The sequence below is a fragment of the Treponema vincentii F0403 genome (genome assembly GCF_000412995.1).
Classification (GTDB): Bacteria; Spirochaetota; Spirochaetia; order Treponematales; family Treponemataceae; genus Treponema; species Treponema vincentii.
The window spans coordinates 1,428,107-1,452,497 of the sequence record NZ_KE332512.1 but is presented as its reverse complement, the minus strand read 5'-3'; the positions used below and the strand labels follow the sequence as shown (position 1 = coordinate 1,452,497).

Sequence of the window (24,391 nt, the reverse complement as noted above, 5' to 3'; positions counted from 1 at the left end):
TAAAAAACTTCATTGACAGGGAATAAGTTTGCATATAATATATTTCGGTGCTATCACGCTACTATATAGCTTATATATAGATAGTACGGAACTATTTTTCTTCACAAAATAATTGGAGGATTTTGTAAAATGAAAAAGATTAATTTATTGAAACCTTTTTTGCTGTTCAGCTTGCTGGCTGTTTTAATGACTTTAGCTGCTTGTAATAATCCTGTAGGCAATAACTCTTCAAATCCCGAAACGAAAAAGTATACTATCTGGCTTGACCGGTCAACATATACTCAATTTAAAGAAGTTTTTAAAAACAGACTTGAAGACGGAGATTTTATTCAGCTAGAATTTAATGCAGAACAATGGAATGCCATATCGAAAGTATTACCTGATAAGGATAAAGATATGTGGACTGAAAGCCAAATAATGAAATGGCTTAAAAGCGAAGAATTTGGCGATACCGAAGCAACAAAACAAGCCAAATGGCTTATAACGCATGAGCACGTATGTATAGTAAGTAGAACTGGAGATATCGTAAGTTATCTATATAAACAGTGATAGAGCGTATGAAGCATATTGTCGGCAGAATAATTGTATATACCGCTCTTTACTGTAGTGTTATTTTCGGTATTTTTGTTCTTCAGTTTACTAAAGGACAAACTTTTTCTTTAACTTTAGGGTCGATGGCCGTTACCGGTAGGCAGGAACGTACCGAATCGGGTGAGACCGTTCCTCTTTTGCCGCTCCATGTCGTGTCCAATGGATTGGACTTGTATATCAGCGAGCAGAATCCGGTTTATGCGGTAGATGAATCGGATCAACGTTCTCCTTTGCGTATTTTGGCGTATCAATTTTATGAAACGGAAGATCGTTTTTCGGTGCATTGTTCGAATGATGTCGTAATTTCTTTCTACTCCGAAAAACGGGGAGAAATCGACAGCCTCATGGTTGAAGCGGCGCTTCCCGACGAAATAAAAAGGGTGCTGCTTCCGTGGAAGATTACTCAAAATGCCGGAGTTGAGCGGGCAGACGGTAAAATTTTTGTGCGTTCCGGCAAAAAGCAGTATACCTTTACCGGCAGTTTCGGGTTTAATACGGATGACGGGAATGCCGCCGGGCAATCCGAAGTCCCTCATTTGGTACTCGCAAAGACGCAGCCGATTGCTTATTACAAAACTTATTTACCGCTTGAAGAGCTGGATATAACGACCATTCCGACAATGCCGCTGGCTTCCGTCGAATCGTATACGGCGGCAATTAACACGTTTTCTGCAGCCGTTCTTTATGCGGGTACGCAAGCGCTTTCGGCTAAGAGAATTACCGAAAAAACGCTGACCGCCTATATCGCCGAAATGGGGCAGCGCGGCAGGTTTGCCGGTGCAATTGAAAGCGCTCCTGCCCAAACGCTTGCCCGGAATGTACGGACATATCTTTCCAATCCTTTTTACGGCAATATACAGGAAACCCATGCGGGATTAGCCGCCGACGATACACGAAAGCGGGAACGGTATGCCGCGCTTCTTGCGGATGATTCCCTTGCAATTTTTGAATATGAAGATTTAATACCGTTTTTGACCGATCGCGGCACAAGGCGCAGTATAGAAGACTTATTCCGGCTGATAGGAAAACTGGAGGCTTCACGGCTCAATGCGCGGCAAGCGGCAGGTTTATTGGAAGTCTGGCTCGATAGTGCGCATTATTATCCCGAAAGAAAGGCTCTGTTTGAAGATTTGCTGCCGCTGTGCGAGAAAAAAATTACCGAATCGTTATTGCTTATCGATGAAGGTCTATATCTGAGCAATGACGGCGCGTATATCGATAGTACCGCCGCTTTGGCTTCAGCGCAGATTCTGATGCGGTACGGAGCTGTGCAATCGCCGGTCTGGCAATCCGTTGCCCGAATGCTGCTAACGTCCTTATTGCGCTATTCGGGTGAGTCGGCCGGTTTACCGATCGGTTTTACCGTAACCGGCAGCAAATCGACACAACTTGGGATTACGGCCGACGACAGCGGTATGCTGGATGCCGGAACCCTCTACCCCATGCTTATGCCGGATAACAGCTGGTATCCCCATGCACAATCGCTGGCGTTACAGTCGGAGGCCGGCATTTGGGCGTGGACATGTGCGCAGAGCATCGAGGTTTTGGAAAATACGTCAAGAACCATGGTATTGCGGGTCCGTTTTCCGGAAGGGCAATCCCACTACCTTACCTTGCACGGTATCCGGCCGTTCTATCGGATAGAAATGTACGGAATACCCTTTAGAAGCGATGCCCGTTTTGAAATGTATAACTCCTCCGGCTATGCCTACAATGCTAATAGCAGAATTTTATATGTGAAAATGAGACATAGAAGCGAATACGAAACTATCCGCCTTTCGCTTGGGACGGCTCCGCAACCGACACCGTCTTCGCAACCGGCTGCTACGGATTCAACGGTAAACGCTACGACAAGCCCACACGCATCTCCGGCGACAGGTCCTACACCTTCCGAACGGGCACAGGGAACAGCGGAAATACAGAGCGCCGCAGCGCCTGTATCGGTTCCACAACCGGAAAATTCCGCTCAACCGGAGGATGCAGAATAGTTTACGGGAATGGCTGAGGTCGGACATTCCTTGACAGGGTAGTTCAAAAAAGCGCCTCATGCATTTGCTCTGAAGTTTCAATGCCCGGTACTTGAATAATACCTTAGGCACATATTCCAAATAGAGCACGAAGCAAGAAAGAAAAAAACAGCAACAAAGGGTGAGACGATAAGCGTTGCCAAACCGTTAGCGCAACCTTTAATAAAAAATAATGATGGATAATATGCTGCAAACCCAACAGGAATAATATAGGTAAAAAAACATTGCAAGCCCCTGCCGTATATCGGTAAGGGGTATTTCGCAAATTCTGCAAGGTATCCCGTTACATCGGTAAAATCGGAATTTCCGACTGTAAAAAAAGCGATGCAGGAAAGAAGCAAAGAAATACCAGCATAAATAAGGCTTGCAGCGAACAGCAACACCGGTAATAGTAAAAGGTATATGCCGGACATCGATAATCGCAGAGCAGCAACACTTAAAATAATAATCCCTAACAATAAATCTCCCCATCCGTCCTCATCGAAACCATCGCACATAATCTGAAAAATCGGAGAAATCGGACGTAACAGGAATCTATCAAAAGTACCGGTTTGAATCATAGTTGGAATAGAAATCGTATTGATAAAAAAACAATGCCACAGTGCGTAAGTCGTGAGCGAGAAACCATATAAAAAAAGTATCTGATTAAAACTCCATCCATCTAAAGTCTTGATAAGATGAAATATAATAAGAAGAATGCAAAATTTAAGCGTATTTTTTAATAATAAGGCTGCTATTCCAAGTATATAATCAACATCATAAATCAGTATGCTTTTAAGATTAACTAAAAAATAATATTTGAATACTATCAAGTAACGCAAGATTATCCTCCTTGTATTGTTACGCAAACTTTACCTTTTCGATACGCAAACGTAAGTAGCAGCATAAATCCTAGAAGATAGAGAAGCATTGCAAAAATATCGAAAGTTGATAAAACTGATTTTTCATGTTGTAATATCTGTTCTATAGGGAAATAATACATATACTTAAACGGCAATATGTTGATATATTTTAACAGCCACTGAGGATAAAACCGCAAAGGTATAAATTTACCGGTTAATAAACCGGTAAGGGCATATTCCAAACTTTGAATACCCCAAAAGCTATACGTAAAAAAAGAAAGACAGCCGAAAATACATTCAAATAAAAAACATAAGACATAGGAATAAAGACAGAAAATTATAATTGCGCCCGAAAAATGGATATGCGGTAATTGCTTAAACATAACATAATAAATAATAGTAAGAGGAATGCTATTAACAAGAAAAAAATAAAAGCTCCTGGCAAGATTATCAAAAAATAATTCGGTAAAAATACTAATAGGCCGCAAAAATTTTATCATAATATTACCGGTTGCAATTAGTCGGCTTATTTTTCTTCCCGATGCTCGGGGATACATAACAGTGATTATCTGCGATAAAAAAAGGTAGTTTATAATATACGGTAAGCTAAGATCGTTATTACTTTTATGTATTGCGTACCATAATGCAATTTGCAGCATAAAAACAAGAGCATTCCGAATAATCATAACTAAGATTGCCGCATTATAAATCTGCAATGAAGAAAAACTTACTTTACTCAATGTGATATAAAGTTTTATGTTATTTATAGGTTTTATCAATATATCATGCGTTTTTATATTCATGGTAAACCTGTTTAAAATATTTTTCAAAACTATTTTGTAGTATTTTTATATCGGATAATTTACCGTATCTAGAAAGCATATATATGATATTTCCTACTTCCGATGCATTAATATCATGGAGGGTCAGTACATTATCTCTTAATTCAAAATTCAAAGGTAAATCACATATCGAAGGATGTATGTGTTTGTCAAAAGTTACTACGATATCCACGGCATCCGCTACTTGTATTTCAGCTGTTTTTTTATCTAAAATTAATGCCCCGCTTTTGATAAAACATATCCTATTGCAAACATCTATAATATCATTGACTGCATGGGTTATAAATACCAGTGTTGTTTGTTTTTCTTTGTTAATATCTTTTAAAAACCGAAGTACTATGTCCTTTGTAAATACATCCATACCGAGTGTCGGTTCATCTAAAAAAATAATCTCCGGATCATGTAAGCACGTGGCGCAAAACTCAGCGCGCATTTTTTGACCGAGCGATAATGTACGGACAGGCTGATCAATAAATGAAGCTAAATCCAGTATCTCCGTCATTTGTTTTAAGTTTTTTTCATATTTTTCTTGATCAATACTATAAATATGTTGTAAGAGCTTATAAGATTCTTTTGCGGAAATATCCGGTATTAATTGAGACCGTTGTCCAAAAACGACAGCAATTCTTTTTACAATTTGCTTCCTTTTGATTGCAGGGCTTACATTGAAAATGCGGACATGGCCTGTTGTCGGCGTTATAATTCCGGTCATTATTTTCAGTAATGATGATTTTCCGGATCCGTTTTCACCTAATAACCCGATGGATTCTCCTTGCCGTATTGTAAAACTTATATCATTGACCGCATGAATAACCGTTTTAGGTTTGTAAAATTTAAAATAGTCCGCAAAGTTTTCAATTTTCCGTATACGGTATATTTTTGAAACATGCTGCAACGATATAACTTCACACATTTTCAGCCTCGATTTTATACAAAAATTTTGATTTAAGATGGTACCTAAATTTTATACTATCATAGCAGTATTCTTTAATTGCAGATATTACTGTACAATCAAAAGTCTTGCCGACAGAAAAACCATTTACCTTTGCGATAATGCAGCGTTCATGAATTTCTTCAATATAATTTTCATTATCACCTTTTAATAAATAAAATTTATGATTTTTGCAGACAATTCTGTGAACAAGCAAATCATATCCTCTAAGATATAATACAATATCACCTATGTTATAATTCTTAGCAATCGATACATAAGCCCATATGTTCTTTTGTGATGATAAAAACATACTATTACCACTGACTTTAATAAATAATCCATCATATGTTAAAATCAAATGCTTAAAAGATAAGTACTTAAATCGCAGATGCTTAATTTCTTTTTTTGTTTTTATTTGACTACGGCTGATATCGAAAAATAAAAATTGGATATAAAGCTTAATAATATGATAAAAATCAGAACAGTGTCCTTTCATATCAAAATTTTTACGGTTAACTGCTTTAAACGCACATCCTGTTCCACATATATATTTATATTTACAACTTTTACAACTATGAAGCTTCATAACAGTCCTATTATGAAGCTTTTCTAAAGACCAATGATAAAACGTATATTTTTTTTCATCAAATACACCGATACGAAAAGCCTCCGTATCAGCTCCCCACCAACAAGCTGAAATATTACCATTAGAATCGAATACCAATTGATTAGTCGATACACCGCAAAACCAAAATTTTGGAATGAATAATTTATTGAGTAGAAGAGAATCTATGAACTCTCTTCCATGAAAGTCTAATCCTATAAATCGTTTTTCAGCAGGTAATGTTTTGAGATAACACAATACAGTTTTAAATATTTCCAATTCAGAATTCTTTTTAGCTGATATAGGATAATAAGTAACAGGATATACATATATATTAACATTGTTATTTATATGCAGCTGCTTTTCATAGAATAAATTAATGATATATCCCAATGCATTGATATTATTTAAATCGATATTTATACGAATATCTAAATAAATATTTTTTTCAACAAGAAAATCTATAGCACCAATAACTCGATTAAATGAATTGATTTTTTTATCCTTTGAAGGACGCCGTTGATTATGAATCCTTTCATCGCCGTCGATAGTCAATTGAAAACCGCTAATTTTAAATGAGCATTTATCAAATAAGTCATTAAGGTTCAACCCGTTTGTAATGCAGAATATATCATATATTAAATTTCTATTATTACATTCCATGAAGAAATTATTAAACCAATGGATATTATAGTCTAATAAAGGCTCCCCTCCTAATAATGTAAATGTAATATAATTATAATGTTGTCTTTTGAAATATTCTTCAATTGCATTTATGATTGATCGAATATGATTATTGGTTAAACAGAAATTATTTTTCGAATATAATGATTCGTAGCAATATTGGCATTTCATATTACACATATATGAAGGAACCAATACTATATTTAGATTATTTGGAAGTAATTTTGAAAAATTTTTGTTATATGCATTCTCAAGCTGTTCTATGTCTGCTTTATTGTATTTATGAAAATGATGCAGAAATGATTTCTTGACATACAAAATACTTCCTGTGTAATAATCAATTATAACACCAAAATGTTTATTTAAGATAAAATAATCACTTGTTATCATTAAACTTTCCATTAGTATCCAAGTAGTTTATAAATTTTTCTAGCGCATCCTCTACCGGTAGGCAGTCAGGTATATTTATATTTCCAGTTCTAAAAAAGTTTGTAATTAAGCATCCTCCATTACAGATAGCAATAAATTTACAACGGAAGCATTTAGTTTTTTTAAGACAAAAACGTTTCCATGCATTATGTCTCTCCGGGTTAAATTTAAAACCATTTACATAGTCTGCAATACTCATACTTTGAATACCTACAGCATCAAAGCATGGATATACCTTACCATCAGGATAAAAACAATAGCGACCTGGAGTTACCGCATCACATCCGGACAAAGAAGGAACAAAAGGAATATTTTTAAACCAATAATCATAAATATTCGCAAATATATGAAAGGGGCTTCCGGATAGTTTTATATCTGATAAGCTGTTTATATTTTTAATTATGTCAAGGAGTTTAGGATAATAATCTGTGGGGGAAAGTATATTATCTTTATAGTTATCGCCTTCATAAAGAGTTCGAAATTGAATGAGCCCAAAGCCTAAATGGATTCTTGCATTAGTTAATATCTTATTATTTTCTAAATCATTGATTAAGGAAGAAATTAGAGGCAGATTAATATTATTTTTATCTAATAATAATGAAATATTAACCAAAGAATTCGGAACATGCTCAAGTAAATGAATGATATGCTTAATTTGTTGTGTATATATATCTGAAGCTTTTGCATCACATCTAATAGTATTATGATAGCTTTTATCCCCAACAAAGGTTACTTTAAAATGTAATTCTTTTTCATAGTACGTGAAAATATCATAAAAATATTTAGCGTATATAAGATTAGAAACGATCTCAACTCGTAAGTTTCTATACTTTAACAACTTAAATACTTCATCAAGAAGATATTTATTAGACCGTAATAACGGTTCCCCACCGAAAATAGATATTGTGGGCAACCCTTTATAAAAATATGAATTATGTATCGAAATAATATCATCAATTGCAGAAAAAATAGCATGTATATTTTGGATTGTTAATTGACCATATTGTTTCTTTAACTCATATCCAGTAAAACAAAAGCGACAGCATAAATTGCATTTATTCGTAATATAAATTGCAAAGGAGGGCGGTAAGTGAGATTTATCTGAAAATTTTGCTAAAGCATCATTTAATAATACGTCATCACCATTATCTACAATAAAACGTTTATCACATAACTCATCATGTATGTTAGGCGGAAATCGTTCAAATAGATCTTTTTGCCAATAAGCAAATTCATTAGAATCGAGAACAATATAATCAAACAACAAAGTATGAAATAAGAAATACCTGTTACCTGACAAAGGGGTTGAAAAATAATATAAGGTCTTTTTCATTCAAGTCTCAGTAAAGAAATCATCACGATATCTATTTTGCTTATTAGCTAATTTCTTTGTTATATTAAAAAAATATCAATTGACTGAGACGTATATGCAATTATTAATTATCTTCTGTTTCTTGCTTTCTACCATACATACAAGCACGCGAAGCTGATAAACGTTTTAATTCTTCTTCGGAAAGTTTAGTCCAATTTTGACGCTCAGTAGTTTGAAAAAGTTTTTTTTTTATCTTCATCATTCATAATGATCTCCTTATGCGAAAAATACTCACATATCAATATCATAGCATTGAGTATTAGTATTGTCAATATAAAAATTAGACTTTGTATACCATAAAAAAAGCCCTGCCGATATAATCGACAGGGCTTTTCGATAGCCTTTGTAGCCTCGGTGTGCTTATCCAGAGCTATAAGGAAAATTATTTTTCCGCTAAAAGCATTGTTTTGGTATCAAGTTTGCAGCCGGTGTCGAAGTCCGTTTTTCCGCGGGCTTTTAACGCATATATTTTAATTGCGTCCGGCGCCGGTTCCAAATACAGGATAACGTCAACATCGTCGGCATAAGGCTTTAAGTCGGGATGGATAACCTTTTCCCGTACATCAGCGGAGGCGGTGTACCAGACACACATACCGGTTTCTTTGGCAAAAGCTTTTATCTGCTGAATTGCCTCGGGAACCGCTTTTGAAAAATCAAAGTCATCGATAATCAGCGCGGAAGGCTTGGAGCCTACTTCAAACAGCGCCTTTACGGTTTTGATAATCTGAGTGGTACGCACAATATCTTGATTAAAATTCAGGATAATACGCCGTGCGATAACCTCCGACTTTAACTCAGCCGCTTTTTCAAGGTGTTTTTTCTCGGCTGTTTCGTCAAACATGTTGTTATACCATGTAATGGCATAATCGGTTTGTTGACTGAACGAGATATGCACAATCGGTTTACCCTGCAGCAGCTGATCCAATCCGAGCTGTACCAGCATGGAAGTTTTTCCGACGCCTCTTTTAGCGGTTACAATACCGACTTCTCCCGGCTGTAACGCCCCGCCGAGCGCTTTCTCAAAATTACGAACAGCGCTGCGTTCGATTAAATCCTCTTTAACCATTTCCCGCCTCCTATTTTTGTTGTTCCGCTTTGCGTTTTTCTTCGTACGCCTTAATTAAGGCTTCCGTAACACTCTGGGGTGCCTTGCCGTACTTTGCAAATTCCATTGAGTATTCCGCTTTACCCTGCGTTGAAGAGCGCAAAATGGTTGAAAAACCGAACATTTCGCTTAACGGGACTTCCGCATCGACGCGGGTAAACTGTTCATCTTCAGTGGATGACAAGATTATACCACGACGTTGGTTGATAAGTCCAAAGATATTTCCTTGAAATTCCTGCGGACCTTCGATCGAAACCTTCATAATCGGTTCAAGTACAATCGGGTTCGCTTTTTTGTATGCTTCACGGAAGGCGCCGATAGCTGCGGCTTGGAATGCCATATCGGAAGAGTCAACAGGGTGTGTTTGGCCGTCGTTAATCGTAACCCGTACGCCGACAATCGGGAAGCCGATAAGCGTTCCCTTCTTTACCGCCGCTCTAAAGCCCTTATCGCAAGACGGGATAAATTCCGAAGGAATGGCGCCGCCCTTAATCTGATCGACAAACTCGTAATCTTGTTCGGAGGTCGGTTCAATAAAACCTGCTACGCGGCCGAACTGACCGGAACCGCCCGTTTGCTTTTTGTGCGTGTAGTTAAAATCCGCACGCTGGCTGATCGCTTCGCGGTACGCAACCTGCGGCATACCTGTTTCTACCTCGCACTTGTATTCGCGGCGCATCCGTTCGATATATACATCCAGATGCAGCTCGCCCATACCCTGAATAACCGTTTCGTTCGATTCGGGGTCTACATAGGTGCGGAAGGTGGGGTCTTCTTTGGTAAAGCGGTTTAAGGCCTTGCCCATCTGATCCGCCGATTTCTTGTCCTTAGGGGTAACCGAAAGCGAAATAACCGGATCGGGAACAAACATGGAGCTCATCGCATAGTTAAGGTCTCCGCCGCAGAACGTATCGCCCGATGCACACTCGATACCGAAGAGCGCAACGATGTCTCCCGGGCCGCCTTCGGAAATATCTTCCATTTCGGCGGAGTTCATACGGACAAGACGTCCTACCTTGAACTTTTTGCGTGAACGGGTGTTGTACAGTTCGCCGCCCTTTTTCAGCGTGCCCTGATAGATACGCACATAAGTCAGCTGGCCGTACTTTCCGTCTTCCAGCTTAAAGCCGAGCGATACAACCGGATCATCAGGATTGGAGGTCAGCACAACGGGCTCTTCGTTTTTATCCAAATCGAGCGCCTTATTGGTAATTTCCGTCGGATTGGGTAAGTAGTAGGTAACGGCATCGAGCAGCGGCTGGATACCTTTGTTTTTATAGGCTGAACCGAGGAATACCGGTACAAATGCTTCTTTTAAAGTACCGGCGCGTACCGCTGCACGGATCATCTCTTCCGTTTCGGCGCCTTCGAGGAAAGCTTCTGCAAGCTCATCAGAGAACATTGAAGCCGCATCGATCATTTCTTCACGGTATTTTTTTGCATCATCAAGCAGGTGTGCAGGAATTTCGGCCACGCGGAGTTCGGTACCGCTGTCTCCTTCAAAGTACAGCGCCTTCATTGTTACAAGGTCGATAACACCTTCGAGCTTATCCTCAAGCCCGATCGGGAGCTGCATCATATAGGCATTTAGGCCGAGCTTTTCACGCAGCTGCATCCGAACCTTTAACGGATTTGCGCCGGTTCTGTCGCACTTGTTAACAAACGCGATACGCGGAACATGGTAGCGTTTAAGCTGGCGATCAACGGTGATAGACTGAGACTGTACGCCGGCAACGGAGCAAAGCACCAAAATAGCGCCGTCCAAAACGCGCAAAGAACGTTCAACCTCGATGGTAAAGTCAACGTGTCCGGGCGTGTCGATAACGTTAATGGTATGATCCTTCCATTTTACCTGCGTCGATGCGGACTGGATTGTGATACCGCGTTCCCGCTCCAATTCCATATTATCCATAACGGCGCCGACGCCGTCTTTTCCTCGTACCTCATGAATGGTATGAATACGGTCGCAATAAAATAAGATACGCTCTGAAAGGGTTGTTTTTCCCGAGTCGATGTGCGCACTTATACCGATATTTCTCATTTTTGAAATATCACTACTCATAATTCTTCTACCTCATTTCTATAGATTTTTTACGTCAAAAAAACCGGCAGCTAAAAAATATCAATTTTCAAAAACTGCCTATAAGCAAGATTACAAATTATACTGGAAACCTTTATGTATTGCAAGAGTAAGTTTTTTGAAAATTTCATTGAAAATTTTAAAAATGCCTATTATAATGAGCAGTATGATAAGCGGGAAGCTTCAAAAGCGGTTACTTTTTAGCCTCTCCGCAAGTTTTACACAAGGATGGTATATATGGTTACCGTTGATGAAGTTAAGCAAGCTTTGGATGTTGTCCGTCCTCATTTGCAGGCGGACGGCGGCGATGTAGAATTTGTTTCGTTGTCGGATGACGGCGTTGTTTCCGTTCGGCTTAAGGGGGCATGCGGTTCTTGTCCCGTTGCATTGATGACCCTCAAGTCCGGTATTGAAGCTCAGCTAAAAGAATCTTATCCTGATATAAAAAAAGTCGTCTCCATTTAATATTCGTGCATCAGCTGCTTGATATATTCAAGTTTTCAGGCTATTGTACCGATAAAAATGAGGGGATTTATATTACCGGGCGTCTTGAAAAACCAACCGAGATGCCGATAATACCCTCGACCTTAATCCGAATTACTATAAAAGTTGCAGCCTACCGGTACTTTCTGTAGGTTTCCGGAGAAAGCTTCCGTATTAAGCGAAAGCTTATTTATTTTATAATAAGGACCTTCTATGAAAAAGCTACTGCTCTGTGTCTGTATGTATGTCTCCATGGTATCATTGCTATGTGCCGGAGGCAAGGTTGAAACCCGTACCGTAGAAAATCCCGAAAGCTGGGATGAATCATTTGACCTTACTGAAAAAAAACCGGGTAAGTACAATGTACTGGTTACTGCCGAAGATTCGGCAGGCAATGTGGGCGAAGCGGGTCCCTTCAATATGTACATTGATCCCCGTTCCGATTTACCGGTTGCCTCTATTACCAATCCCACTAGAAATATGAACGTTATGGGGGCTTTCAGTGCTTCCGGGACATGTTTTGATGATGACGGCATCGACTATGTCGAAGTGGCATTAGATGACGGAGAACCTGTCCGGGCAAAAGGGAAACAGTTTTGGACGCAAACCTTTACTACGGCAAACTTGCAGGAAGGGCTTCACCGTATTACCGCTTGGGGTACCGATATTAACGGATTGAAAGGGAACGGCGTCTCGGTTCAGTTCAATTTGAATCTGCACACGCCCGAAACTATGGTAACAAACATGGATGACGGTGCGCTAATATCCGGTAAGCAGGTAATTGAAGGAATTGTTCGGGATGGAAACGGAGTCAGCAAGCTTTCCTACTCACTTGATGCAGGGCAAAATTATATACCGCTTTCTCTTAAATATGATAAAAAAACAGCAGCTTCTTCGTTCAAATTCGATCTTGACACACGTAAAATGCCCGAAGGGCCGACCGTATGCTGGTTTAAGGCTGTCGACACATTAGGCGCAGAAGGCGTTTCTACATTTCTCTTTTTTATTGATAATACAGCCCCGGTTGTGGACTTCTTTTATCCTTCCCCTTCGGAATCGGTCGGCAGTGTCTTTGGGGTGGCGGGCTCCGCGAGTGACTCGGTTGACCTAGAGTCTGTGTCATGGCGTATGGGCAACCAGACAGGAACGTTTGAACTGGTAAAAGGAAACCCGTATTGGGTAAAAGAATTTGATGTAAGCGGCGCATCCAATAAGACCGAAACGGTAGAAATCACCGCTAAAGACGTTGCCGGTAATATTACAACGGTAACGCGGGCAATCAAAATCGATAAATCGCTTGATGCTCCGCGTCTTACAATAGTACAGCCTGTTGCCAATACCGTTGCCGATGATACGGTTTACCTTGCCGGTTCGGTCGAGAGTGTTTTCGGTGTTTCCGAAATACGGTATAAGCTCGATAAAGAAGAAGAAAAAGTTGTGCCTGTCAGCATGAATGTGTTCGGCATTCCTATTACCGATATTTCAAGCGGAACGCATACACTTTCCGTATATGCCGTTAATCCTCAAGGGGTAAAGGGAAATACCGAAACGGTGCCTTTCTCGGTAATGGGAACAAAGCCTGTTATCAATATTGACGGAACCGGCGGCGTTGTACAGCAAATACCCCCCGGAACCCGCGCAACCGTTACGATAAATGTCAGCGCAGGGGCGGGACTGGACTCCGTTTCATATACGATGGGAGATAATGCCGAAATTTCCGTTTCTATCAGAAAGGGCGCTGCAAATACGCTCATCCGTATTCCGGTTGACTCTTCATTTTCCGGCAAGATTACCCCTGTTGCGGTACGTGCAGTCGATATATACGGCCGTTCGGTTTCGCAAACTATTTTAATAGATTCACAGGTAACAGCTGAAGAAGAATCTTTCGCATGGGCGGAAGGTGATAAATCTCCCAATGGAGCTTTTATTTTACCCGGTAACAATACTTTAACGGGTATTTACCGGCCTGCAGGAGAGTCGGAAATCGCTTCGGTTGAATTAGCCGATGCAGTAATACCGTGTGAACTCTCTTTCTCCGGGCATGTTATTACGCTGGCCGCCTCCGAAGAAGGGCTTTATAAAAACGTACGGATTACCGTTACCGATACCGAAGGACGCACCTTTACATCTTCAGGCATTGATATTCTTATCGATAATACCGCGCCGGCAATTACGCTCGGTCTTGCCGACGAACCGCGGTTTATAAAGGAAGCCTTGGAACTAACAGGTACCGTTTCCGATATTTCCGCATTGCAATCAATCACCTATACGGTCGGCGATTCTGAAGCGCTTCCGCTTTCTTCCGCTAAGTTCTCTCAGAGAATTGCACTTGAAGATTATCCCGACGGTATTATTGTTGTCGGCGTACATGCCGTTGATGCGCTTGGGCAGAAAAGCTCCGTATATCGGACATTCTATAAGAATTTACAGGGGCCGCAGGTCTCATTGATTCTGCCGCGTGAAGGGGACAAGGTAAACGGTTCTATTTTGGTTGCATTCAAACCGGATAACTATTCTTTGCTGGAAAAAGCCGAATATAAACCGGATGGCGCCAATCATTCATGGGAGCCGATGGAAGTTTCGCCCATTCCGCATAGAATTATCGGTACGGTATCCGCACCGATCGGCAAGGGGATGCAGTTCCGGTTTACGGATAAAGCGGGGAATGTTTCCACTTATAGCGATTTTTCTTTTGAGGTAGACACCGAGTCGGATAAGCCGGTTATTGAAGTTCATCTACCGGAAGAAGACTCTATTGTTGTAAAAGATTTTGTGCTTTCCGGTATTGTATATGATGATGACGGTGTTTCAAAAGTCTTCTATCAGATTGATAACGGTGCTGTAAAATCTCTTGAAGTGACGAATACCTTTGCGGTCCCATTTGCTTTAACCGATTTTACCGATAACGAGCATACGATTTCGATTTACGCAGAAGATATTTACGGCGTTAAGAGCAATGTATTTAACCGGAAAGTCCGTGTATCACTCGCACCGCCGTCCGTCGAAGTCCGAACTCCTGTAAGTACGGCTATGGTAAAAGATGTAATCTCCATCACAGGAACTGCAAACGATAAGAATGGTATTAAGGCAATTGAAGTTTCTCTTGACAATGGCAGCACCTATTCCAAAGCGGAAGGAGGAGAAAACTGGCACTACGACTTTAGCACGTCTGTTATTGCCGATGGGACTCATGTAGTATTTATAAAAGCAGTCGATCAATACGGTGAAGAATCGTTGACGTCAACACTGGTAAATATTGATAATACTCCACCGGTACTGCAGTTTGAATACCCTATCCCCGGAGGAAAGTATGACAGCGAACTTTTCGTTTCCGGCCAAGTATACGATGAAATTGCGTTAAAAGAAGTTGTTATCCACATTAAAGGATTAGAAGGCCAGCCAGTACCGGCAAAGTTTTTAAATACGGTGTTGGAAACCAAGCTTATCGCCGTTAAAACCATCAATGTCGCCGATCTTCCCGAAGGTGCATACAATTTGGAGATTGTCGGTTCGGACGAAGCAGGCAATATTACCAATATTGCCCGCAATTTTACAATAGACCGAAGCAATGATAAAGGAAAAATCGATTTACTGGCTCCGTTTGCAGGGGAGACCGTAACCGGAGAGTTCAATGTATATGGAAAAATTTCCAGTACGACTTATCCCAATTCGGTTACCTTATATATCGATGGAGTTGAACGCGATACGTCTACTGTTTCATCAACCGGTTATTTTAACTTTAGGATAACGCCGGAAGGTATGACGGAAGGTTCGCACGCAATATCGGTTAAGGCGGAAATCGTCAAAAATAAACCGGAAAGCTCTGCCGTACATTCGATAATCTATAAGTCTACAGGCCCATGGATTACAATCGATAATTTTGCGATGGGTGATTTTGCCGTCGACCGGCCGTATCTGAAGGGAAGGGCGGGATATGCCGTATCCGAAGAAGAAATTCTTCTGCTCAAGGATAAGTCGACCGCAGCAACTGTTAGGGAAGCGATTGCCTCAAAAAAATTAGCTGCAGTAGAGATCAGCTTGAACAACGGCAGAACGTTTATTCCCCTCGGTACAAAAGCAAACTGGAAATACCGGCTGGAAACCGGTGATATGGCCGAAGGCGAGCATTTCCTGCTTGTACGTGCCCGGATGGCGAATAACGAAACCGCCGTTTGCCGCATGATTGTAAGCATTGATAAAACAGCGCCGGAGGTTACCTTGATAACTCCCGATGAGGGCGGTACTTATAATCAATCTTTAACGTATGCGGGATTAGCAATCGATAATATCGCGGTTACAAACGTTACTTTAGCCTTACGAAAGGGTGATAAATACCTTTACGGTATACCGACGCTTGTACAGGGACTGCATTTTGATGTCGGTTTCTGGGGTTCGACACTGTGGAATATGGGCGTCGGGCTCAGCTTCTTCAGCAGCAATGTTAAATTACAGCTGCATTACGGACAATTCTTACAATCGCAATGGGATCTATTCTATAAGGGAGATGTTAAGATGCGGTACGGCGGGCATGTTGCTTCTATGAAGATTCTTGCAAACGTATTCGAGCTTCCTTTTGAATCCTTTGCAGGCCCCGATTGGTCATGGCTCTACATGACCGGCGCCTTAGGTGCAAATTTCTCGGTCTTTACTGAAACCCAGAAGGGCTCACCGCAAGTATTGGCTGCCATGCTTATGCAGATAGAATTTCCACGTGTTAGACTGCCTAAAAAGCAGCTGAAATATTTTAGAAGCTTTGCGGTTTATACCGAAGGTCAATTATGGTTTATCCCAACCGATGTCGGCGAAGGTTCAAAAGCTAAAGTCGACGCCGTCCTGCCGCATATATCGGTAGGTCTCCGGCTGGATGTATTTTAAATCGAATAAGCCGTTTCCTAAGCGGATACGGCTTTAACAGCTCTAACGACTGATAAAAAAAGGCAGCGTCCACTCGGTGCTGCCTTTTTTTTTAGAACTAAACCCTAGAACAACGGCGGGTTCTTAGGGTAGATTGCTGCGCCGGCTCGCAATCTACCTAAGCCGCCCACTGAGGGGACTACATCCCTGTACTCCCCTCAGCACGAGATTTGCGTCAAACGCAAATCTCGCTTCTGTATGGAACCACCGCCATCCGTGGCGGTTCTGATTATACTTTAAACTTGGCTACTTCCTCCGCCAGACTCTCAATGCTATGTTTGTTTTTCTGTGTAATTTCATTTACTTCTTGTATAGCATTGTTAATCTGCACCGCACCTGATGCCATTTCGGTCATGTTGTCGGTAATGTTACGGGTAAGCTCATCGAGTTTTCGCATTTCCTCTGCAACACTTTCACCGCCTTTCAGCATTTCTTCGGAACCTGCCTGTACTTCGGCCGTTATCATATTGATATCTTTAATCGCGGTTAATACTTCCCGGCTTCCGTTTTCTTGCTCCCGCATCGCTTCGGTAACGCTATTGCTCATCTCTTTTACCTGTTCGGCAAAGTTAAAAATCGTATTGAATTTTTCCTCTACGGTTTTTGAAGAGCTGGAAAGCGTTTCTATTTCTCCGCTCAAGTTCTTCAAGGTAGTGGTGATGGTTTTTCCCTGTGCTGCAGAATCTTCTGCAAGTTTACGGATTTCATCGGCAACGACGGCAAAACCTTTTCCTGCCTCGCCCGCATGGGCAGCTTCGATGGCGGCATTCATTGCAAGCAGATTGGTTTGAGATGCAATGTGCTGAATAACGCTCGAAGCTTCCATCAAAGAACCTGATTCTTCCGCTATCTTCTGGGTTACAGTGTTCGATATTACCAAGGTGGACTTACCGTCTCCTGTTGCAGTCGTAAGATTTCCGATTGCGCTGTCGGTTTTACCGAGCGTTTGGCTGATGGAAGCAATATTTGCAACCATCTGCTCTACCGAGGCGGAAGATTGAGCGACGCTATTAGCTTGGGTCTCTATGCTGGTATTAAGCTGCTTAATCGTTCGGACAATTTCTTCAATTGTTGAGGCCGTTTCGGTAACGCTGGCTGCTTGAGTGAGTGCTTGCTGTTTAACGCCGTCGATGTTCGTGCTGATTTGATTTACCGCACTTGCGGTTTCTGTCATATTGGTTGCAAGTTCATTGCCGACTTCTTCCATTGCATGACTGTTAATACCGACCGTCCGTATCGATGTGCCGATTTTATCTATTGTTTTGTTGAAATATTCGGACATATCGCTAATTTCATCATTACCGCCGGTAGGCAAGCGTACCGTTAAGTCGCCGTCTCCTTGCGAAATATTTTGCAAGGCCGAAACGGTGTTTTGTATCGGTTTTACTATTGTGCGGGCTACAAAATAAACGATAATCAATGCCCCAATCAACACACTGATGCCTATTCCAATCATTGTTGTACGGAGAGCGTTGACGGTTCCCATAAATTCGTTTACAGGTGCACGTATGATAATTGCCCAGTTAGTAGCGGCAACCGTTGCAAATGATGCAATGTAGTTAACGCCTTGATAGTCATAATAGCAGACTTCGCCCTTGTTAGTGTCGAGAACATGCTGTAAAAAAGCGGCGGTTGAAGCAAGGGATGAATCCGTTTTTGCCTGTTCGATAATATTGTCTTGTTTTTCTACTAAATCGGTATCTTTATCTGCAATAATAATTCCAGTTGACCCCATGATATAGCAGTTGCCGGTTTTTCCTACGACAATATCGGCAATATTTTGCGATAGCAGCAAACCCGAGACGTCTGCAGACAGCACTCCTACAATAGTTTTGCTGTCGTCATAGACCGGTACGGAAAGGGTGTTAATCAATTGGCCGTTTGCACGCGAAATGTATGGTTCCGAAAAGAAGGATTTTCCTGCGATAGCTGCGCGGAACCAATCTCTGTTAACAACGGATAATACGCTTCCATCGGCAAGTAAACACTGTCCTTGTGCGTCCGTCATATTCAATTCTATTATTTTTTCATTAAAAGACACTTCGTTAGCAAGAAAAGCCAGTTTTGCGGCGGATGATGCGGTTGTATCTCTAAGGATCGGCATACGAGAAATGCCTTCGATAAATTGTAACAGTGATGTGACCCTTCCGTTTATAATTTCGGCCGTATCATTTGCTTTGTCGATAAGATGGTCTTCGATTTTTTCGGTTACAGCTTTTCTGGCAATTATGACAGCTAATACAATTTCGATTACAGCCGCGGCGGCAATCAGAATCCCGAAAATAAGAATGAATTTCTTTTTTAACGAAAAACGTTTTTTCATTGTAAACCTCCCAATAAAATAATGGATATAGTAATTTGAGATGATGCTGCAGGGTATTAGTTGTGGTAACCTTACAACCGCATATAAAATTCTTTCCCAGAGAAGGAATCTAAAAAGTAGATTATTTTGTAGGAATTTCGATTACCAATCACCCATTCAGTATTACCAATTAAACGGTAGGTGGTGGGTGTGCTGGGGGGGGGGGGGGTATTATACTTTTTTCATTCATTTTGTCAAGTCTCCTTTTAATGAATAAAAAAGACATCCGCCTATCTTGTCCGCCTTTGAAAGATAATAATAAGCGGATCCACACGTATATTGCTTATATACAAAAAAAGTATAACCCTTTTGTTCCGCGGTGTCTAGGTAAGACTTGAGCAACAATAAATACTATGAAAGATAAAATTGACATGCCTTGCTTCAATGCCTCGGGATATTAAATCTGCCGTGCAAAGAAGCCTTTTGTATTAGTTTTTCTCTGGGATTAGGCCTTCGACAAAATACTTGTCCGGCAGCTTTGCCGGTTTGCCGGTTTTATCTACGCAGCCCCACGAAACTTCGGCTTCAACACAGACATATCCTTCCGGATTGGTAATTACCTGCCGGAACGTTCCCGAAAGCTTACCGAGTTTGATGGGAGTAACGTCGATGCGGAGTTTATCGTAAAGCCGTGCGGAATATTTGTAGTGAATATCGATATGCGTTACATAGAGCATATAGCCTTCTTCGATTAGTCCGACGTAATCAAAACCGATTCTCCGTAGGTATTCCATACGGGCAAATTCCAAATAGTTTAAATATACGGCGTTGTTTACGTGATTATATGCATCCAGTTCGTAACTTCTAACTTCTACTTCTATCGGGTGTGTCATTGTTTTTCTCCTTTTGGGCACATCGAAACTAATCGTGTAAAAAAAAAGACTGCAAGCAGCCTTGCAGTCTTTTTTTTGAGCTATGATGGATTCGAACCATCGACCCACGCCTTAAAAGGGCGTTGCTCTACCTACTGAGCTAATAGCCCGTATCTTTAAATAACAGGACGAGTATATAGAATATTGACGGTTATGTCAAGCGGCCGCCTTAGCTTTCTGCAAAGTGCTCTATGGATGAAGTTTTTCCGACCTGGCGTGCCCCTTTTATTATCAGAGGCATTCTATCGGTATTCTGCTTCCAATGTATGAGAAAGTCGTCTACTTTACGGCGGAGTCTGTAATCCATGACCGTATACTATCACGTTTTATCACATTTTCCCAGCATTATTCGAGGTAAAAATCACATTTTTCCCAGATATTTTATGGTGATTTATCACATTTTTCCATAGACAAACTGCTTAAATCAATATCTTCTTTGCAGTACCGCCGTAATATTCGTTGCGGAGTTCGTGGACGTGCTCGTCGCGGATGTAGTCGTCAAACGGCATCATGCGGTCGATTACACCGCCGGGGGTAATTTCTACGATGCGATTGGCAATCGACGAGATAAACTCGTGGTCATGCGAGTTGAACAGTACGACACCGGGAAAGGCGATGAGCGCTTCGTTCAAACTGGTAATCGCTTCCAAGTCGAGGTGATTGGTCGGCTCATCCATAATGAGGACATTGGCGCCGGAAAGCATCAGCTTGCTGAGCATACAGCGTACCTTTTCTCCTCCCGAAAGCACCTTAACGGGTTTAAGCGATTCATCGCCGGTAAAGAGCATCCTTCCCAAGAAGCCGCGCACATAAGCTTCGTCCTGTTCGGTAGAAAACTGCCGCAGCCAGTCGGTAATGTTCAAATCGGTTTCAAAGTAGGCGGAATTATCCTTTGCCAAATACGCCTGTGTAACGGTCTGTCCCCAATACACATCGCCCGAATCGGCGGTTTTAACACCGGAGATAATATCGAAGAATGCCGATTTTGCGTTATGCTCCTGCCCGACAAAGGCGATTTTGTCCGTGCGGTTTACCGTTAAGCTGAAATCTTTAAGTAGTACAATGCCGTTGCCGGAACCTTCTTCTTTAGACGTATAATTGAGCTTTTCTACGCGGACAACGTTGTTTCCGATTTCTCTATCCGGCTTAAAATGAACATACGGGAATTTTCGTGTGGTAACTTCAAGCTCTTCAAGCGCGAGTTTGTCGTATACTTTTTTACGGCTGGTAGCTTGGCGGCTCTTTGCAGCGTTCGAGGCAAACCTCAGGATAAATTCACGCAGGTCTTTCATCTTTTCTTCGCGTTTTTTCTGCTGGTCTCGCGCCTGCCGCTGCATAATCTGGCTCATCTGATACCAGAAGTCGTAGTTACCGGTGTACATGCGGATTTTCCCGAAGTCGATATCGCAGATATGCGTACACACGGTGTTGAGGAAGTGCCGGTCGTGGGACACTACAATTACCGTATTCGGGAACTCGATTAAAAACTCTTCAAGCCAGCTGATGGATTCAAGGTCGAGACCGTTTGTCGGTTCGTCCAACAAGAGAATATCGGGATTGCCGAACAGCGCCTGCGCTAAAAGCACACGCACTTTCTGACTTTCGTCAAGTTCGCTCATCATGCGTTCGTGGTTCGCCTCTTCCAAGCCGAGACCGGAAAGCATCTGCTCTACCTGATTTTCCGCCTCCCAGCCGCCCATGTCGGCAAATTCACCTTCCAGCTCCGAAGCACGGATGCCGTCCTCCTCGCTGAAATCTTCTTTTTCGTAAATTGCTTCCCGCTCTTTCATAATCTTATAGAGCTGCGGGTGCCCCATGTATACGGTGTCTTTTACCGAATAGTCGTCAAACGCAAAGTGATCCTGCCGCAGCACCGCCATCCGTTCTCCCGGCGTAATGCTGATTTCGCCGCTATCGTGCTCCAATTCGCCCGAAAGCAGCTTGAGAAAGGTTGACTTTCCCGCCCCGTTCGCTCCGATAATCCCGTAGCAGTTCCCCGGGGTAAACTTTAAATTAACATCTTTAAAAAGAGGTTTTTCCGAAAATTTTAAACTGACATCGCTTACTGTAATCATACAGGACAGTATAGCCTAAAAGAAAAAAAGAGTGAACGGGGCGAAAACTACACGGGGCGAAAACTACAATATGAACTTGCGGAACTAATCATGCCTGCCGGTTCTGAAACTAACTCTATTTGTATAAGTAGACTTACAAACCGGTGTATTTCATTTGACAAAAGGCCGTATGCGTATTACCGTATATTGTATAAGGAGAAATATATGAAAAGTATACCGGCAGAAATCTTACAGCAGAATATAAAGTATTTGGATTTACTATCCCGCTCGTTCCCCAATGTTACGGCAGCGGTTGAAGAAGTGGTCAACCTTAAAGCCATCCTGAATTTACCGAAAGGCACCGAGCATTTTTTAACCGATATACACGGAGAAGCGGAAGCATTTAACCATGTAATGCAGAATGCTTCGGGCGCTATCCGCCGGAAAGTCTCCGAAGAACTCAGCTCAACGGTTAGCACCGACGATTTGGAAGAACTGACAACGCTTATCTACTATCCGAGGGAAAAACTCGAACTGATCAAAGCGGAAAAAAAGGCTAACCTAACAAACTGGTACGAGCTGACCATTTACCGACTGGTGCGGGTTGCGCGGGCGACTGCCTCAAAGTATACGCGGTCGAAGGTTCGGAAATTGCTGCCTAAAAATTTCGCTTACATAATGGAAGAATTGCTGCAGGAAGATGAGCACCGCTTTAACAAGAAGGATTATTACAGCGAAATCATTAAAAGCCTTGTGGAATACGGGCGGGCGGATTTATTCATCATAGAGCTGTCGGAGGTGATAAAAAAATGTACCATCGATCACCTGCATATTATCGGCGACATATTCGACAGAGGTCCGTCCCCGCACAAGGTGATGGATACGCTGATGGCGCAAAACAGCCTTGATATCCAGTGGGGAAACCACGACATCCTATGGATGGGGGCTGCAGCAGGGTGCCGCGCATGTGTTGCAACGGCCATACGGATTGCGCTCCGTTATTCCAACATCGACGCTATCGAGGACGGATACGGAATTAGTCTTTTGCCGCTGGTAAGCTTTGCCCAGCATGTCTATAAAGACGACCCTTGCACGCGGTTCATGCCCAAAGTAAACGATAAAAAGCCTTTCGACGTCGACGCGGAGCTGCTGGCAAAAATGCATAAGGCAATCAGTATCATTCAATTCAAAGTTGAAGAGAACATCATCGAGCAAAATCCTGCGTATAATATGGAACACCGGCGGCTGTTGCGGACGCTCAACCCTACTGCAGGTACCGTCGAAATTGAAGGAAAGACATATCCGCTCAACGACACCTCGTTCCCGACTATCGATCCCGCCCATCAAACGGCGCTTACCGGCGAAGAACAGCATCTTATCGATACGTTGACCAACACATTTGCTACGAGCGAAAAGCTCAAGCAGCATGTACGGTTTTTGTACGCAAAGGGGAGCATGTACCGGCGCTATAACGATAACCTCCTTTTCCATGCCTGCCTTTTATTGAACGAGGACGGCAGCTTTAAGCAAAAAGAGATAGACGGGGCAGTATATTACGGTAGAAGCCTGATGGATAAGTACGACCAAATGGCGCGGGAAGCATATTTTTCCGGGCAAAATGCGGACTTTCTGTGGTTCCTCTGGTGCAATCAGGATTCGACGCTGTTCGGCAAAACAAAGATGACCACTTTTGAGCGCTACTTTATCGACGATAAGGAAACGCACAAAGAACCGTCTTCGCCGTACTATAAGCTGATGGAGCAGGATGACGGCACGCTTGCCGCGCGGATACTGAAAGAATTCGGCTTAAGCGGTAACGCGCACATCGTCAACGGACACACGCCGGTCAAAGTCGCAAAAGGCGAAAGCCCGATTAAAGCGGGCGGCAAGCTTTTGGTTATCGACGGCGGATTTTCCAAAGCCTACCAAAAGACCACCGGCATTGCAGGCTACACACTCACCTATAACTCCTATGGGATGACGCTCATCAGTCATCATCCGTTTGAATCCGTGGACAAGGTTTTACGCGAGGGTTTCGACATTGAATCTACCAAAGAAGTGATTGAAACCTTGGTTGAACGGAAGCGGGTTGCAGACACCGACACCGGAGCCGATATGAAGGAAAAAATCAATAACTTGGAAATGCTGATTAGCGCCTACAACAAGGGAATTTTAAAACAGCAGGATTAACGGCAG

Annotated in this window: 16 protein-coding genes and 1 tRNA gene; 5 read left to right on the top strand and 12 right to left on the bottom strand. The window is 42.1% G+C overall.

From position 1 onward, the window contains the following. Positions 1–129: 129 nt before the first annotated feature. Together HMPREF1222_RS06415 and HMPREF1222_RS06410 are read left to right on the top strand one after the other, a co-directional pair. Complete coding sequence (locus HMPREF1222_RS06415; RefSeq protein WP_006187707.1) at positions 130–549, top strand: hypothetical protein; 420 nt, start codon at positions 130–132, stop codon at positions 547–549. Positions 550–557: 8 nt separating this feature from the next. Then, entirely contained in the window at positions 558–2,579 is a 2,022-nt protein-coding gene (locus HMPREF1222_RS06410; protein ID WP_016518709.1) for a hypothetical protein, read from the top strand. Positions 2,580–2,656: 77 nt separating this feature from the next. On the opposite strand, the gene HMPREF1222_RS06405 is transcribed toward HMPREF1222_RS06410, so the two are convergent. The 8 genes from HMPREF1222_RS06405 to fusA all read right to left on the bottom strand — a co-directional run bounded on the left by HMPREF1222_RS06405 (position 2,657) and on the right by fusA (position 11,492). Next, positions 2,657–3,439: an ABC transporter permease gene (locus HMPREF1222_RS06405; RefSeq protein ID WP_006187709.1), complete on the bottom strand. Its 783-nt coding sequence runs from the start codon at positions 3,437–3,439 to the stop codon at positions 2,657–2,659. 2 nt (positions 3,440–3,441) lie between these two features. Next, positions 3,442–4,119, bottom strand: a complete 678-nt coding sequence (locus tag HMPREF1222_RS06400; protein WP_244870165.1) for an ABC-2 family transporter protein — start codon at positions 4,117–4,119, stop codon at positions 3,442–3,444. A gap of 124 nt (positions 4,120–4,243) precedes the next feature. After that, positions 4,244–5,215: an ATP-binding cassette domain-containing protein gene (locus tag HMPREF1222_RS06395; protein WP_006187711.1), complete on the bottom strand. Its 972-nt coding sequence runs from the start codon at positions 5,213–5,215 to the stop codon at positions 4,244–4,246. Beyond that, entirely contained in the window at positions 5,208–6,926 is a 1,719-nt protein-coding gene (locus HMPREF1222_RS06390) for a radical SAM/SPASM domain-containing protein (RefSeq protein WP_016518707.1), read from the bottom strand. Before HMPREF1222_RS06390 ends, HMPREF1222_RS06395 begins: the two co-directional genes overlap by 8 nt. Further along, the gene (locus HMPREF1222_RS06385; RefSeq protein ID WP_006187714.1) at positions 6,901–8,286 is read right to left on the bottom strand and encodes a radical SAM/SPASM domain-containing protein; all 1,386 of its coding nucleotides are present in this window, start codon (positions 8,284–8,286) and stop codon (positions 6,901–6,903) included. The genes HMPREF1222_RS06390 and HMPREF1222_RS06385 overlap by 26 nt, the downstream gene beginning before the upstream one ends. Positions 8,287–8,389: 103 nt before the next feature. After that, on the bottom strand, positions 8,390–8,527 hold the full coding sequence (locus tag HMPREF1222_RS12735; RefSeq protein WP_016518706.1) for a hypothetical protein: 138 nt from the start codon (positions 8,525–8,527) through the stop codon (positions 8,390–8,392). A gap of 180 nt (positions 8,528–8,707) precedes the next feature. Continuing rightward, positions 8,708–9,391 (bottom strand): hypothetical protein, encoded by a 684-nt coding sequence (locus HMPREF1222_RS06380; RefSeq protein ID WP_016518705.1) that lies wholly within the window; start codon positions 9,389–9,391, stop codon positions 8,708–8,710. A 10-nt stretch (positions 9,392–9,401) separates the two neighbouring features. Beyond that, positions 9,402–11,492 (bottom strand): elongation factor G, encoded by a 2,091-nt coding sequence (gene fusA, locus HMPREF1222_RS06375; RefSeq protein ID WP_016518704.1) that lies wholly within the window; start codon positions 11,490–11,492, stop codon positions 9,402–9,404. Between the two features lie 255 nt (positions 11,493–11,747). Here fusA and HMPREF1222_RS06370 point away from each other — a divergent pair, with 255 nt between their 5' ends. Then, complete coding sequence (locus HMPREF1222_RS06370; protein ID WP_006187718.1) at positions 11,748–11,975, top strand: NifU family protein; 228 nt, start codon at positions 11,748–11,750, stop codon at positions 11,973–11,975. A 231-nt stretch (positions 11,976–12,206) separates the two neighbouring features. After that, positions 12,207–16,868 (top strand): Ig-like domain-containing protein, encoded by a 4,662-nt coding sequence (locus HMPREF1222_RS06365; protein ID WP_016518702.1) that lies wholly within the window; start codon positions 12,207–12,209, stop codon positions 16,866–16,868. Positions 16,869–17,136: 268 nt separating this feature from the next. Here the strand turns inward: HMPREF1222_RS06365 and HMPREF1222_RS06360 are convergent, their stop codons facing one another. The 4 genes from HMPREF1222_RS06360 to HMPREF1222_RS06345 all read right to left on the bottom strand — a co-directional run bounded on the left by HMPREF1222_RS06360 (position 17,137) and on the right by HMPREF1222_RS06345 (position 22,216). Further along, positions 17,137–19,230: a methyl-accepting chemotaxis protein gene (locus HMPREF1222_RS06360; RefSeq protein WP_016518701.1), complete on the bottom strand. Its 2,094-nt coding sequence runs from the start codon at positions 19,228–19,230 to the stop codon at positions 17,137–17,139. 467 nt (positions 19,231–19,697) lie between these two features. After that, positions 19,698–20,102 carry an acyl-CoA thioesterase gene (locus HMPREF1222_RS06355; protein ID WP_016518700.1) on the bottom strand — a complete coding sequence of 135 codons (405 nt, stop codon included), beginning with the start codon at positions 20,100–20,102 and terminating at the stop codon, positions 19,698–19,700. A gap of 76 nt (positions 20,103–20,178) precedes the next feature. Next, a tRNA-Lys gene (locus tag HMPREF1222_RS06350) sits at positions 20,179–20,251 on the bottom strand. A gap of 309 nt (positions 20,252–20,560) precedes the next feature. After that, positions 20,561–22,216, bottom strand: a complete 1,656-nt coding sequence (locus tag HMPREF1222_RS06345) for an ABC-F family ATP-binding cassette domain-containing protein (protein ID WP_016518699.1) — start codon at positions 22,214–22,216, stop codon at positions 20,561–20,563. A 204-nt stretch (positions 22,217–22,420) separates the two neighbouring features. On the opposite strand from HMPREF1222_RS06345, the gene HMPREF1222_RS06340 reads away from it, so the two are divergent. Further along, positions 22,421–24,385: a fructose-bisphosphatase class III gene (locus tag HMPREF1222_RS06340; RefSeq protein ID WP_016518698.1), complete on the top strand. Its 1,965-nt coding sequence runs from the start codon at positions 22,421–22,423 to the stop codon at positions 24,383–24,385. Positions 24,386–24,391: the final 6 nt, after the last annotated feature.